15 protein-coding genes are annotated in these 13,055 nt (G+C 65.4%); 12 read left to right on the top strand and 3 right to left on the bottom strand.

The genetic code is table 11. From position 1 onward, the window contains the following. Positions 1-318 precede the first annotated feature (318 nt). The gene (locus AC1RWL_RS31610) at positions 319-561 is read left to right on the top strand and encodes a type II toxin-antitoxin system Phd/YefM family antitoxin (RefSeq protein ID WP_493097440.1); all 243 of its coding nucleotides are present in this window, start codon (positions 319-321) and stop codon (positions 559-561) included. Next, entirely contained in the window at positions 561-998 is a 438-nt protein-coding gene (locus tag AC1RWL_RS31605) for a type II toxin-antitoxin system VapC family toxin (protein WP_256120336.1), read from the top strand. Before AC1RWL_RS31610 ends, AC1RWL_RS31605 begins: the two co-directional genes overlap by 1 nt. A gap of 197 nt (positions 999-1,195) precedes the next feature. Here the strand turns inward: AC1RWL_RS31605 and AC1RWL_RS31600 are convergent, their stop codons facing one another. Continuing rightward, positions 1,196-2,290, bottom strand: coding sequence for a tyrosine-type recombinase/integrase (locus tag AC1RWL_RS31600; protein WP_493097439.1), 1,095 nt, complete (start codon positions 2,288-2,290; stop codon positions 1,196-1,198). A 125-nt stretch (positions 2,291-2,415) separates the two neighbouring features. Here AC1RWL_RS31600 and AC1RWL_RS31595 point away from each other — a divergent pair, with 125 nt between their 5' ends. After that, entirely contained in the window at positions 2,416-3,369 is a 954-nt protein-coding gene (locus tag AC1RWL_RS31595; protein ID WP_493097438.1) for a DUF1403 family protein, read from the top strand. Between the two features lie 2 nt (positions 3,370-3,371). Further along, positions 3,372-4,040 carry an SMC-Scp complex subunit ScpB gene (gene scpB / locus AC1RWL_RS31590; protein ID WP_493097437.1) on the top strand — a complete coding sequence of 223 codons (669 nt, stop codon included), beginning with the start codon at positions 3,372-3,374 and terminating at the stop codon, positions 4,038-4,040. Between the two features lie 31 nt (positions 4,041-4,071). Here the strand turns inward: scpB and AC1RWL_RS31585 are convergent, their stop codons facing one another. Beyond that, complete coding sequence (locus AC1RWL_RS31585; protein ID WP_493097436.1) at positions 4,072-4,464, bottom strand: VOC family protein; 393 nt, start codon at positions 4,462-4,464, stop codon at positions 4,072-4,074. A gap of 3 nt (positions 4,465-4,467) precedes the next feature. Then, on the bottom strand, positions 4,468-4,767 hold the full coding sequence (locus AC1RWL_RS31580; protein WP_493097435.1) for an ArsR/SmtB family transcription factor: 300 nt from the start codon (positions 4,765-4,767) through the stop codon (positions 4,468-4,470). A 311-nt stretch (positions 4,768-5,078) separates the two neighbouring features. Between AC1RWL_RS31580 and AC1RWL_RS31575 the strand changes: the two genes are divergently transcribed. The 8 genes from AC1RWL_RS31575 to AC1RWL_RS31540 all read left to right on the top strand — a co-directional run. Further along, a complete protein-coding gene (locus tag AC1RWL_RS31575; protein ID WP_439617134.1) occupies positions 5,079-6,287 on the top strand; it encodes an ester cyclase in 1,209 nt (402 codons plus the stop codon). Between the two features lie 171 nt (positions 6,288-6,458). Beyond that, positions 6,459-7,706, top strand: coding sequence for an ABC transporter substrate-binding protein (locus AC1RWL_RS31570; RefSeq protein ID WP_493097434.1), 1,248 nt, complete (start codon positions 6,459-6,461; stop codon positions 7,704-7,706). A 110-nt stretch (positions 7,707-7,816) separates the two neighbouring features. After that, a complete protein-coding gene (locus AC1RWL_RS31565) occupies positions 7,817-8,845 on the top strand; it encodes a carbohydrate ABC transporter permease (protein WP_256120344.1) in 1,029 nt (342 codons plus the stop codon). Positions 8,846-8,855: 10 nt separating this feature from the next. Further along, positions 8,856-9,737, top strand: coding sequence for a carbohydrate ABC transporter permease (locus AC1RWL_RS31560; protein ID WP_493097433.1), 882 nt, complete (start codon positions 8,856-8,858; stop codon positions 9,735-9,737). 6 nt (positions 9,738-9,743) lie between these two features. Next, positions 9,744-10,808 carry an ABC transporter ATP-binding protein gene (locus AC1RWL_RS31555; RefSeq protein ID WP_439617136.1) on the top strand — a complete coding sequence of 355 codons (1,065 nt, stop codon included), beginning with the start codon at positions 9,744-9,746 and terminating at the stop codon, positions 10,806-10,808. Positions 10,809-10,820: 12 nt separating this feature from the next. Continuing rightward, positions 10,821-12,131, top strand: coding sequence for a histidinol dehydrogenase (gene hisD / locus AC1RWL_RS31550; protein ID WP_439629508.1), 1,311 nt, complete (start codon positions 10,821-10,823; stop codon positions 12,129-12,131). Beyond that, a complete protein-coding gene (locus tag AC1RWL_RS31545) occupies positions 12,131-12,895 on the top strand; it encodes an SDR family NAD(P)-dependent oxidoreductase (protein ID WP_493097432.1) in 765 nt (254 codons plus the stop codon). The genes hisD and AC1RWL_RS31545 overlap by 1 nt, the downstream gene beginning before the upstream one ends. Next, a partial coding sequence (locus AC1RWL_RS31540; protein WP_493097491.1) for a LacI family DNA-binding transcriptional regulator occupies positions 12,895-13,055 on the top strand: 161 nt, incomplete at its 3' end. The genes AC1RWL_RS31545 and AC1RWL_RS31540, both read left to right, overlap by 1 nt.

The raw sequence follows: 13,055 nt of genomic DNA, 5'->3' as shown, positions 1-13,055 counted from the left end.
GTCGGGTGAGAGGATGTCTTGAATCCAGCCTCTTTGGTGGAGTCGTTGGCTTTTCAGGGGCTGCGGGTTGCCGAATCCGCGCGTGCGAGCAACACCCCCCTCTGCCCTGCCGGGCATCTCCCCCTCAAGGGGGGAGATTGGATGGAGCACCGTTTTGCCCTCTACAGAGGGTGCAGTTTAAGTAGGGTTTTTGCCCCTTGCCGATCTCCCCCCTTGAGGGGGAGATGTCCGGCAGGACAGAGGGGGGTGTCATGCCACTGCCTTGTCTTTCGGTCTCGGGCACGCTATATGACTACTATAGTCATATGAGGCAAAGCCATGCGGGAAATCCCGTTGAAGGACGCCAAGGCGACACTGTCCGCCGTCGTGGACCAAGCGGTGCGCGGCAACCCGGCGGTCATCACCCGGCATGGGCGGCGGCAGGCGGTGGTTTTGTCCTATGAGGAATATGAGAAGCTGTCGCATGTGCCGAGTTTCGGGCAGCTGCTTGCCGCCTTTCCCGGCGAGGAGGGCGATATTCCTGCCCGGGCCGGCAAGCCGCCGCGCGCCGTCGATCTCTGATGTATCTCGTCGATACCAATGTCATCTCGGCGCTGGCACCATCGAAGCGGGGCGGGGAGGGGGCGCTGGTCGACTGGCTCGACAGGGCGAGCCCTTTGCTCTTCCTCTCCGTTGTGACCGCCGCGGAGGTCGCCTCCGGCATCACCAAGGCGGAGCGCGAGGGCGCGACCAGCAAGGCGCGGGCGCTCAGGGACTGGTGGCAGGCGATCGAATATCTCTATGCGGACAAGCTGCTGGCCTTCGACCTCGCCTGCGCGCGCGCCGCCGGCCGCATGCTCGACCAGGCCCGCGCCCATGATCCAGGCTTCGAGGACATCGCCATTGCCGCCACCGCGGAGGTGCACGGCCTGACCGTGCTGACGCGCAACATCCGCCATTTCGAGCCGCTCGGCGTGCCGGTGCTCGACCCGTTCAAGGCGCTGCCGCCTCTGCCGTGAACAAGGCAGCCTATGGGGCAGGACGATGCCACATACCCTTCTCCCCTCAGGGAGAAGGTGCCGGTAGGCGGATGAGGGGGACGTCGCGGACGTTGAAGATCGCATGGCCCCTCTGCGCCACCCCCTCATCCGACCCTTCGGGCCACCTTCTCCCCGAGGGGAGAAGGGGAAGGCGGCGTGGTCCTGCCCCCTGAGACTCAGAGCCCCGCGGCCTTGGTGAGGTTGATGCGGAAGCGGTCGCGGCGGCGTTGGTAGCGGCGGGTCATTTCGGCGGTGGTGTGGCCGAGCTGTTTCTGGACGTGGCGCTCGTCGACCTCGGCGGAGGAGGCAAGGCCGGCGCGAAGCGAATGGCCGGCGAATTTTCGGGCGCGCTCGGCCTCCGACAGATCGCCGCCGACGCCGGCGGCGATGGCGGTCTTCTTGACGAGGCGGGCGATCTCCTGGTCGTTGAGCCGATCCGGGCCGACCTCCTTGCCCTGGCCGGTCACCCGGCGGAAGAGGGGACCTTTGGCGATGCGGGCGAAGCGAATCCAGGTTTCGAGGGCGGCGATCGGGCAGGTGGCATCCGACGAGCCGCGGCCGATCTCCACCTCGCGCCAGCCGGTTTTGCCGCGCAGGCACACCAGCAGGCCCTTGTCGAAAAACTCGATCCAGCCGCGGCCGTCCTCCGTCTGGTCGCGGGCGAGGTCGAGCCCGGTGATCTCGGAGCGGCGCAGGCCGCCGGCAAAGCCGACCAGCAGCATGGCCCGGTCGCGCATGCCGCGCAGCGTGCCGCGCTCCAGCGTCTCCAGCATGGCGATCAGGTCTTCCGGCAGGATCGCCTCCTTCTGGCGGGGCGGGGCGGCATGTTTGTTGCGGATGCCGGCGAGCACGGTGGCGATGGCGCGGTCCTTGCGGTCGAGCCTTTCGCCGCCGCGCTGGGCATAGTTCCAGGAGAGCGAGGAGAGGCGGCGTTCGATGGTCGAGACCGTGTTGGCCTTCATGCCGCGCTCCGCCGTGCCGGAGGCGCAGGCGGTGATGTAGAGGCCGACGATGTGCGGATCCGGCGGCAGCACCGACAGGTTCTGGCGCCGGCACCAGGCGGAAAAATGCTTCCAGTCCGAGGCATAGGCCTTGCGCGTATTGGCGGAGCTGGCGGCCTCGACATAGGAGCGGGCGCGATCGGTGAGATCCTGCAAATGGCCGGGCAGGGGAGGGGGCTCCGCGACCACAGGCGCCTGCGGCGAAACATCCTCGGGGACATCAGCTTCGGCAGCAAGATTTTCGGTGTTTTGCGCGATGATTCGGGGCATTCTTTCTATAAAGACCATGGCGAGCGATAAGGCAAGTTTATCCGTCATTATGCCCCTTCGCCATAGCGTGCGGTTTTGCCGGAAAAGAGTGGCGCACCTCGCACGGCGGCTGTAACATCGCCCGCATGGATTCGCCCGCTGCCAAACCCGCCCCGGCCCTGCCGCCGCTCGCTCCCCTGCCCGCCTGGGCCTTGCCGCGCGGGCGCGAGCCGGGTGAGATCGACGCAGCCTTCTCGGCCGGCATCGCCCTGAAAGGGCTGGACGACCTCGTGCGGGCGGACCCCGTGTGGCTCGGCTGCTGGCGCTCGCGCCAGGCGCTGGCCTGCGCGGCGGCGGCGGTGCGGCTGATGGGGCGCAACGAGGAAGAGGCGGCACTGCGCGACGCGGCGCTGCTGACCGCGGCGGGAGACGATGCGGGGCCGGCCGGCAAGGTGCTTCTCGCCTTCAAGAGGATTTCGTCGCGCAAGGCGGCCTTTTCATCGAAGGCGATCGCCGAACTGGCCGATCTTCTCGGCCTCGCCTGGGACGAGCAGCTTGCCGCGGCCGTCGACCATGTGGATGCGGCGCTCCAGTCCGCGCGCCCGGCGCCCTTCGCGGCGGCGGACCTCGTCTCGACCATCCATGCCGGGCGTCCGGATGCCGAGCCGCTCGCCTGGATGCTGGCCGATGCCGTCATCGCCGAAACGCTGAAATGGCCGCGCGCCCTGCCGCTGCTGATGGCGGAGCGCTACGGCCCGGCCTTCAAGACGCTCGGGGGCAGGGGGCGCGTGCGGCCGGGCGAGCCCGCCTTCCCGCGCGCCGTCTGCCTGGCGCTGGTGGAGGGGGCGAGCGGGGCATTGCGCGCGGCAAACGACATTGCGCGCCGCGCCGACCGGCTGGTCGCCGTCGCCCCGAAGGTGCGCACCAAGGGCGGCGGTGCGGTGATCCGAAAGCTTTTGGACGAGGATGCCGTGGCGGCTTCCGCGCCGGGCATGAACCTGTCGCGCTGGGCGAGCACCCGGCTGTTCGAACGGCTGGAGAGCTTTGGCGCGGTGCGTGAATTGTCGGGGCGCTCGTCGTTCCGCATTTTCGGGTTGTGACCATGGCCGGACGATTGAAAGCGAGTGCGGCGAGCGAGCGGCTGTTTGACCGGGAGCTGGAGGATCTGCCGGCGCCGATGCGCTGGCGGGAATGGATGCTGCGCATCGAGGCGGTGATCTTCGCCTCGGAAGAACCCGTCGGCCGCGAGACGCTGGCCCGCGTGGTGGGCAAGGATTGCAGCATCGACCTGCTGATCGACGACCTGAAGGAAGACCTCGGCGACCGGCCCTACGAGATCGTCGCGGTTGCCGGCGGCTGGCAGCATCGAACGCGCACGCGCTATGCGGGGACCATCCGGGCCTCTGCCGCAACCACCCGCTCCATGATGCCGAGCCTGTCGCAGTTCGAGGCGATGGTGCTGATGGCGGTCGGCTATTATCAGCCGATTACCCGCAGCGAGCTGTCGAAGATATTCGGCAAGGACGTGTCGCGCGATACGATCGCGTCGCTGCGGGGAGCGGGCTTCATCGCCTCCGGGCCGCGCAGCCCCTCGCCGGGCGCACCCTACACCTATGTGACGACGCGGCAGTTCCTGGCCGCCTTCGGCCTCAAGACGCTGCGCGACCTTCCGGACATCGAGGCGCTGGAAGATGCCGGGCTGCTCAGCCGGCAGGAAATGGCGGCGGAGGTGCCGCTCGGGACCTCCGACGACAATCCCGACGACGAATAGGACCAACCGACATTCAGCCCATGCCGGCTTCTTATTTGCCGGTCATCTCGACGAGCTGGATCAGGTTGCCGCAGGTGTCGTCGAAGATCGCCATCAGTACCGGGCCGGCATCCATCGGCTCCTGGGTGAAGCGCACGCCGCGCTCGCGCAGCTTTTCATATTCGGCATGGAGGTCGTCGACCTGGAAGGAGACGGCGGGGATGCCGTCCGCGACGAGCGCGGTCTTGAAGGGTTTTGCGGCGGGGTGCTCGCTCGGCTCCAGCAGCAGCTCGGTGCCGGCGGGGTCTTCCGGCGAGACGACGGTGAGCCAGCGGTATTCGCCGACGGGCACGTCGTTCTTGATCTGGAAGCCGAGCATGGTGGTGTAGAAATCGAGCGCCTTCGCCTGGTCGTCGACCAGCACGCTCATGACGTAGATCCGCATGGTTCACTCCTCCTGAAGGTGTTGTTGCAGCCAGTCCTGCGTCGCCGCGCGCAGGGGGGCGAGGTCGAGCGCGTGGATTTTCGTTCGGCCCGACCAGGAGACGCGGATGAGCCCGGCCGCTTCCAGCATGTCGAGATGCTGGCTCATCGCCTGGCGCGACAGCGTCTTGCCTTCCGTGGCGAAGGCGCCGGCGCAGATCTGGAACAGCGACTGGTCCGGCCGGGCGCGCAGCTGGTCGATGATCCGCCGGCGCGTCGGGTCGGCCAGCGCCTTGAAGATCCGGTCCAGTTGCTCGGGTTCCATGCGGATTAATATGCAATGATTTTATTGCATGTCAACCGGCGCGGCGTTTTGACTGTTCGGTCAATCTTCTGGCCGGATTTTTTCCGTTTCGTAGGGCGTTTTGCCCGGATCTTCGGCCGCGGAAGTCCGGCTTTCCAAGCAATTTTCCATCCTGACGCTGCGGATGGGCTTGTGGTAAAATGGCCTGCGGTCACGGTTTTCGCCCTGTCAATGACTGTGGAAGCAGAAACTTTATGACCGAACAGTCATTTTGTGTTGACCGATCGCGCATCTCGTGTTTATTTATGCATACGAATGCAAAACGAGGGAAGATGATGAACGAGCAGTCGGGAAAGGTCGTCGGCAAGCAGGCCCTGACCAACGAGGAGGCGCCCGCCGCCAAGGGGCGCACGGAGGCCAAGCAGGGCCGGTCGCGGTTCCGGCCGCTGTCGCCCGAGCACATGCCGCGCGATTATGCGATCTCGCTCGACGCCTACCGGCGCGGCGGCACGGATGCCTTCATCGGGCGCTCGCCGGACCATCTGGTCAAGCAGCGGCTCACCGGCTTCGAGCCGCAATATGTCAATATCATCGACTATATCATCCGCATCACGCACCAGATCTGGGAAGAAAAGGACATCGGCTATATCTATGATACCTATAGCCATGACTGTCTGGTGTGGGACGACCTCGCCCTTCAGGTCGGCCGCGACAAGATCGTCGCCGACACGACCTCGCTGAACAATGCCTTTCCCGATATCCGCATCGTCGCGGAAGACGTGGTCTGGGCCGGCGACGACGCGATCGGTTTTCACACCTCGCACCGCTCGCAGATCATCGGCACCAATACCGGCTTCAGCCGCTACGGCGCGCCGACCGGGCGCCGCGTGCAGTTCCTTTGCATGGCGAATTGCGTGGCCCGCGACAACGAGATCTTCTACGAGCACGTCGTCTATGACACGGCGGAAGTGGTCAAGCAGCTCGGCTTCGATGTGGTCGAGACGGCCAAGCGCGCGGCCTCGTCCGGCGTGACGGCCGGCCTGCCGCGCGACTTCCTCGGCGGCGAGCCGAAGCGCACGGTGGGGCAGGGCAAGCCGGAAAAGGTGGCGGTGCCGACGGAGATCCGCGACAATCCGGAAGAGTTCGTGCGCGCCGCGTTGCACACGATGTGGAACCGGCGCAATCTCGGCGCGCTCGACCAGGTCTATCATCCGGGCATCGTCTCGCAGCAGACCGGCAGCCGCATCTTCCGCGGCACGGGGCAGCTTCGCTCCTTCATGCTGTCGCAGCTCGCCATGTTCCCGGACGTGCTCTATTCGGTGGACGACCTCTACTGGATGGGCAATGCGCAGGAAGGCTTCGTCGTCGCCACCCGCTGGTCGATGACCGGCACCCATCGCGGGCTCGGCCGCTACGGCGAGCCGACCGGGCGCGAGGTCAATATCTGGGGCATCACGCACTGGCTGATCGAGGGCAACCGCGTCACCAAGGAGTGGACGACCTTCAACGAATTCGGCGTGCTCATCCAGGTCCTGCGCTAGTCGCGGGGCCTCGCAGGGCCTCGGCCGAAGAATTTTGCATACGCTTGCGAAATTACTTGCATACGTATGCAAATTGCCTATCATGACGACATGAAGCGCCGGAAAAAGGCGCGGGAGCAATGCGGCGTCCGCCTCCAGGCGAGGCGCGCCGCCAACAAAGAAAGTGGGAACATGAGAAAATCGACACTCTTCGCATCGACCGCTGCCCTCCTCGTCGCAGGCCTCGTGGCGGCTCAGCCCGCCAGGGCAGACTGTGGCATCGAGAAGGGCTCCGTGCGCATCCTTTCCAACGATTTCGAGGCGTTGCGCCTCGTCGGCGCGGAGGCGGAAAAATGCGCTTCCGCGACGGTCAAGGTCAGCATGAACCAGACGACCGAGCACAAGAACCTCCAGGTGCCGGCGCTGAAGATCAATCCGGCCGAATATACCGTCGCCGTCATCGCGAACAATTCGATCGTGCCGCTCCTCAACGAAGGGCTCTTGCGGCCGCTCGACGATCTCGTCGCGAAGTACGGCCAGGATCTCCAGCCGACGCAGCTCATCAAGCTCGACGGCAAGGTGATGGCGATCGCCTTCATGGGCAATTCGCAGCACCTGTTCTTCCGCAAGGACATCCTGGAAAAGGCCGGCCTCCAGCCGCCGAAGTCCTATGAGGACGTTCTCGCGGCCGCCAAGGTCATCAAGGAAAAGGGCCTGATGGACTATCCGCTTGCCGCCTCCGACAAGGCCGGCTGGGACCTCGCGGCGGAATTCGTCAACATGTATCTGGGCTACGGCGGCGAGCTTTTCGCGCCGGGTTCGGCGGCAGCGGCCATCAACAACGAGAAGGGCCTCGCCACGCTCGCCACCATGAAGGCGATGACCGAGTACATGAACCCCGACTACATGACCTACAATGCCGACGAGATCATCAAGGTCTATGTCGCCGGCAAGGCGGCGATCGTCAACGGCTGGGGGTCGCTGGCCAGCGGCGTGATCGATCCGGCCAAGACGCCGGCCGAGATCGCCAACAACACGGTGCTGGCGGCGGCCCCCACGGTCGGCGGCGGCTCGACGCCGGCGGGCGCGCTCTGGTGGGACGGCTTCTCGATTGCCAAGAACATTTCCGACGAGGATGCGGAAGCCTCCTTCCGCGCCATGGTCTATGCCATCCGGCCGGAGGTGGGGCAGCAGAACCCGAACCTCGCGACGTGGCTCACCAAGGACTACAAGCCCGGCCCCGTCGCGGTCGGCGTGCTGGAAACCGCAACTGGCGGTGCGAAGCCTTATCCGATGATGCCCTATATGGGCCTCCTGCATTCCGCGCTCGGCTCGGAACTGGCGGAGTTCATGCAGGGGCGCGAAAGTGCCGAAGAGGCGCTGAAGGATGTCGAGGCATCCTATAGTGTGGCCGCCCGCGAGGGTGGCTTCCTGAAGTGAGGCCCGGCGGGAGCGCTGGCCCCTCCGGCGCTCCCGCAGGTCTTGCCGCCGATACGTCCCGCGCCCCGCGGGATCCATGCAACACGGAACTTTGAGCAAGGAGAAGGCGCATGCCGCACAGGGCTTTTTTTGCCTTCATCATGCCGTCGCTCGTGGCGATGCTGCTCTTCATCGCCTTGCCGATCATCTCGGTCGCGGTGCAGTCGTTTTATGTCCAGCACGAGCGGGTCGTGACCGAGGTGGAGACCTGCACGCCCTTTGCCGGCTGCACCAAGGAGACCCGCGTCGACGCGGAGGCAACCGAGAAGCTGCGCAACGAGGAGCCCCTCGGCCGCTTCAACGGCTTCGGCACCTATCTCGACCGCAACCACCTGGCCGTCAGCGAGATCGGCGCGATCCTGTCCGACAATGCCGGTTTCAAGGATGCCGCCGCGCGCATCTACAACCTGCCCTTCTACCGCGCACTCGCCTTCACGCTCACCTACACGTTCGTGGTGACGCCGTTCGCCATGCTGCTCGGCTTCTGCATCGCGCTCGGCGTCGATGCCATTCCGCCTTTCTATAAAGGGCCGGTCATCTTCTTCTCGCTCCTGCCGATGATCGTCACGCCGCTGGTGGGCGCGCTCATCGTCTACTGGATGGCCTCCTCGCAGGGCATTCTCGGCGCCACGCTGCAAACGCTGCTCAACGATCCGACGCTGTCTCTGAAATCCTCGGCGGCGATGACCTGGATCACGCTGCTCGTCTACGGCATCTGGCACAATGCGCCCTTCTCCTTCGTCGTCTTCTATGCCGGCCTGCAGACGGTGCCGCACGACACGCTGGAATCCGCGATGATCGACGGCGCCAACCGCTGGGAGCGCATCCGCTTCGTGGTGATCCCGCATCTCATGCCGCTCGCCACCTTCGTCGGGCTGGTGCAGCTCATGGACAATTTCCGCGTCTTCGAACCGATCGTCGGCTTCAGCGCGGAGGCCAATGCCACCTCGCTCTCCTGGTCGATCTTCAACGACCTGCGCGGCCAGGTCGACCAGCTCTTCGGCTCGGCGGCGGCCACTTCGATGCTGACCATCGTCGGCGTGATCATTCTTCTTTCGCCAGTGCTGGTGCGCACCTGGCGAGACTTCAACCGTCGATGAGGGCGCCGCGATGATTGCGACAAAACGCAGACTGCCCCTGCCGCTGGCAGCGCTTTCCACGGGCTTCGTGCTCCTCTGGGTGTTCATGGCGGCCTTCCCCTTCATCTGGACGGTCTGGGGATCGTTCAAGGTCGAGCAGGACTTTTTCTCGCGCGACAGTTGGTGGTTCGCCATCGAGGGCACGCGCACCATCGCGCAGACCGGCTCCGCCTTCACCGGCGATGGCTATTACGGCGCCTGGGTGCTGCGCGACTTCTTCTCCTCGGTGGTCAATACGGTGATCGTCACCGTCTCGGTGGTCGTCGTGTCGCTGACCTTCGGCACGCTCGGCGGTTATGCGCTGGCGCGCTCCGGCTACCGCTATACGTTCTGGCTGCTGATGCTGGCGCTGGTGTTTCGCGCCATGCCGCATATCACGCTGGTCTCCGGCTACCTGCTGCCGTTCTTCGAGATGAACATCTGGGGCTACATGCCGACCGCCATCATCGTGCTGGTCGCCATCAACCAGCCGTTCACGCTGTGGATGCTGCACTCGTTCTTCCTGTCGATCCCGAAAGACCTCGACGAAAGCGCGATGGTCGACGGCTGCTCGCGCTTCCAGGCCTTCCGCCTGGTGGTCATTCCGGTCATGTGGCCGGGCGTCATCACCACCGGCCTGTTCTCGTTCCTGCTCGCCTATAACGACTTCGCCGTGACCGCGATGCTGCTCTCCCAGCCCAACCAGACCATGGTGCCGAAGATCGCGAGCTTCCTCGGCACGATCCAGCAGGAGGGCAACGTCATGTTCGCCGTCGCCGCCGTGGTCTCCGCGACCGCGCCGCTCTTCGTGCTGGTCCTGTTCTTCCAACGTCAGATCGTCAGCGGCCTCACCGCCGGCGCCGTGAAGGGATAATCGCAAATGGCCGAAATCCGCCTCAAGAACGTATCGAAGCGTTGGCACAATTTCGTGGGCGTCGACAATTTCAACCTCGATATCGGCGACCAGGAATTCCTCGTGCTGCTCGGCCCCTCCGGCTGCGGCAAGACGACGACCATGCGCATGATCGCAGGCCTCGAAGACATCAGCGAGGGCGAGATCTGGCTCGGCGACCGCATGGTCAACAAGCTGGAGCCGAAGGACCGCGACATCTCCATGGTGTTCCAGAGCTACGGCCTCTATCCCAACATGACCGTCTACGAAAACATCCGCTTTCCGCTGCGTGTGCGAAAAGTGCCGAAGGAACTGCATCACGAGAAGGTCATGCAGGCCGCGCGCATGGTGGAGCTCGTCGACTTCCTGGAACGCCGGCCGGCGGCCCTGTCGGGTGGCCAGCGCCAGCGCGTGGCGCTCGGTCGCGCCATCGTGCGCCAGCCGGCGGCCTTCCTGATGGACGAGCCGCTGTCCAACCTCGATGCGAAGCTGCGCGTCTCCACCCGCGCCCAGATCAAGAATCTCCAGCACACGCTGAAGGTCACGACCATCTACGTCACCCATGACCAGATCGAGGCGATGACGCTCGCCGACCGGGTGGTGGTGATGAACAAGGGCCTCGTCCAGCAGGTCGGCACGCCGACGGAAATCTACGACAACCCCGCCAACACCTTCGTCGCCTCTTTCATCGGATCGCCGGCGATGAACCTCGTTTCCGGCGATATCGAGAACGGCACGTTTCGTGGACCGGGCATCACCATCGGCGGCCTCCAGACCAATGTGAAGGGTCCGGTGACGCTCGGCTTTCGCGCGGAGGATGCGACGCTCGTCTCCGAAGGCGGCGAGCTCGGCGCCGACGTCTATTCGATGGAGCTGCTCGGCGAGGCGACCATGGCGAGCTTCCGCATCGGCGACCAGCTCGTTTCCATCAAGTCCGGCAAGGAATACCGCGCCGCGATCGGCGATCTCCTGCATGCCGCCATCCCCGCCGCGATCTGTCACCTGTTCGACAGCAAGACCGGTGTGCGGATCGCGCGGCCCCAGAGCAACTAAGGGAAGACTTTCATGACCGTAACCTATCTCAAACGCGGCAAGCCCGAGGCACAGCGCTCCGAGGATGACGCCAAGGTCCGCGCCGTGGTGGAAGCGACGCTGAAGGATATCGAGACGCGGGGCGATGCGGCCGTGCGCGATCTTTCGGAGAAGTTCGACAAGTTCTCGCCGCCGTCCTTCCGGCTGAGCGCCTCCGAGATCGAGGCCGCCATCTCCAAGGTCTCGGCGCGCGACATGGCCGATATCGACTTCGCGCAGACGCAGATCCGCCGCTTCGCAGAAGCGCAGCGCGCCTCGATGACCGATATCGAAGTGGAGACCATGCCCGGCGTCGTGCTCGGCCACCGCAACATTCCGGTGCAGTCCGTCGGCTGCTACGTGCCGGGCGGCAAGTTCCCGATGGTGGCCTCGGCCCATATGTCGGTGCTGACGGCGTCGGTCGCCGGCGTGCCGCGCATCGTGGCGTCCGCCCCGCCGCAGAAGGGCGAGCCCCATCCGGCGATCGTCGCGGCCATGCACAAGGCCGGCGCGCACGAAATCTATGTGCTCGGCGGCATGCAGGCCGTCGGCGCCATGGCGCTCGGCACCGAGACGATCAAGCCGGTCGACATGCTGGTCGGCCCCGGCAATGCCTTCGTCGCCGAGGCCAAGCGCCAGCTCTACGGCCGCGTCGGCATCGACCTCTTCGCCGGCCCGACCGAGACCATGGTGATCGCCGACGAGACGGTGGACGCGGAAATGTGCGCCACCGACCTGATCGGCCAGGCCGAACACGGCTACAATTCGCCCTCCGTCCTGCTGACCAATTCGGACAAGCTGGCGCGGCAGACGCTGGAGGAGATCGACCGCATCCTTTCGATCATCCCGACCACGGAAACCGCGACCGCCTCCTGGCGCGACTATGGCGAGGTCATCGTCTGCGATACCTATGAGGAGATGCTGGCGGTTGCCAACGACATCGCCTCCGAGCATGTGCAGGTGATGACCGACCGCGACGACTGGTTCCTGGAGAACATGCATTCCTACGGCGCGCTGTTCCTCGGCCCGCGCACCAATGTCGCCAATGGCGACAAGGTGATCGGCACCAACCACACGCTGCCGACCAAGAAGGCCGGGCGCTATACCGGCGGTCTCTGGGTCGGCAAATTCCTGAAGACCCATTCCTACCAGCGCGTGACGACCGACGCGGCGGCGGCCGAAGTCGGCGCTTATTGCTCGCGGTTGTGCCTGCTCGAAGGTTTCGTCGGCCATGCCGAACAGGCCAATGTGCGCGTGCGCCGTTATGGCGGGCGCAATATTCCTTATGGGGAGGCTGCCGCCTGATGGAGATCCCCCGCACGCCCTCCTTCCGCCTCGACGGCAAACGCGCGCTGGTGGCCGGTGCGTCCTCCGGCATCGGCTTCGGCTGCGCGGTGGCCCTGGCGGAGGCGGGCGCGCATGTGGTGCTGTCGGCACGCTCGGCGGAAAAGCTCAGCGAGGCGGTGGACGCGATCAGTGGGGAAGGCTTTTCGGCCGAAGCGCTGGTGCTGGATGTCGCCGATGTCGAGGCCACCGAGGCGGCAATTGCCGCGCACGGGCCGTTCCATGTGCTGGTCAACAGCGCCGGCATCGCGCGCCACGGCCCGGCGGTGGCGACGAGCCCGGCGGATTTCGACGCCGTCTTCGATCTCAACGTGCGCGGCGCCTATTTCCTCACCCGCGCGGTGGCAAAAGGGCTGATCGAAGCCGGCCAGCCCGGTTCGCTGATCAACGTCTCCTCGCAGATGGCCCATGTCGGCGGCATCGACCGGGCGGTCTACGCCGCCACCAAACACGCCGTCGAAGGCTTCACCAAGTCCATGGCGATCGAATGGGGGCCGCACGGCATCCGGGTCAACACGATCTGCCCGACCTTCATCCGCACGCCGCTCACCGAGCAGACCTTCGCCAATCCCGAGCGGGTGCAGTGGATAACGCAGAAAATCAAGCTCGGGCGCATCGGTCGCGTGGAAGACATTATGGCCGCCGTCACCTATCTTGCCGGCGATGCCGCGGCGATGGTGACGGGAACGGCGCTGATGGTTGATGGGGGTTGGACAGCGGACTGATGGCAAACGACAAGGTCACGTCGAACGATGTTGCGCGGCTTGCGGGTGTGAGCCAGTCGGCGGTCTCGCGGTATTTCACGCCAGGGACCTCGGTGTCGAAGAAGACGGCGGAGAAGATCCGGGCGGCGGCGGAAGAACTCGGCTACCGGCCGAACGTGCT

Source organism: Shinella sp. GW821-FHT10F02 (genome assembly GCF_058809275.1).
The sequence above is the reverse complement of the archived record's forward strand: the minus strand, read 5'-3'. Positions and strand labels throughout refer to the sequence as shown.

Excerpts from the sequence above, each read along its gene's own strand:
- AC1RWL_RS31610 (WP_493097440.1), top strand. The coding sequence starts at position 319 with ATGCGGGAAATCCCGTTGAAGGACGCCAAGGCGACACTGTCCGCCGTC.
- AC1RWL_RS31605 (WP_256120336.1), top strand. The coding sequence starts at position 561 with ATGTATCTCGTCGATACCAATGTCATCTCGGCGCTGGCACCATCGAAG.
- AC1RWL_RS31600 (WP_493097439.1), bottom strand. The coding sequence starts at position 2,290 with ATGCCCCGAATCATCGCGCAAAACACCGAAAATCTTGCTGCCGAAGCT.
- AC1RWL_RS31595 (WP_493097438.1), top strand. The coding sequence starts at position 2,416 with ATGGATTCGCCCGCTGCCAAACCCGCCCCGGCCCTGCCGCCGCTCGCT.
- scpB (WP_493097437.1), top strand. The coding sequence starts at position 3,372 with ATGGCCGGACGATTGAAAGCGAGTGCGGCGAGCGAGCGGCTGTTTGAC.
- AC1RWL_RS31585 (WP_493097436.1), bottom strand. The coding sequence starts at position 4,464 with ATGCGGATCTACGTCATGAGCGTGCTGGTCGACGACCAGGCGAAGGCG.
- AC1RWL_RS31580 (WP_493097435.1), bottom strand. The coding sequence starts at position 4,767 with ATGGAACCCGAGCAACTGGACCGGATCTTCAAGGCGCTGGCCGACCCG.
- AC1RWL_RS31575 (WP_439617134.1), top strand. The coding sequence starts at position 5,079 with ATGATGAACGAGCAGTCGGGAAAGGTCGTCGGCAAGCAGGCCCTGACC.
- AC1RWL_RS31570 (WP_493097434.1), top strand. The coding sequence starts at position 6,459 with ATGAGAAAATCGACACTCTTCGCATCGACCGCTGCCCTCCTCGTCGCA.
- AC1RWL_RS31565 (WP_256120344.1), top strand. The coding sequence starts at position 7,817 with ATGCCGCACAGGGCTTTTTTTGCCTTCATCATGCCGTCGCTCGTGGCG.
- AC1RWL_RS31560 (WP_493097433.1), top strand. The coding sequence starts at position 8,856 with ATGATTGCGACAAAACGCAGACTGCCCCTGCCGCTGGCAGCGCTTTCC.
- AC1RWL_RS31555 (WP_439617136.1), top strand. The coding sequence starts at position 9,744 with ATGGCCGAAATCCGCCTCAAGAACGTATCGAAGCGTTGGCACAATTTC.
- hisD (WP_439629508.1), top strand. The coding sequence starts at position 10,821 with ATGACCGTAACCTATCTCAAACGCGGCAAGCCCGAGGCACAGCGCTCC.
- AC1RWL_RS31545 (WP_493097432.1), top strand. The coding sequence starts at position 12,131 with ATGGAGATCCCCCGCACGCCCTCCTTCCGCCTCGACGGCAAACGCGCG.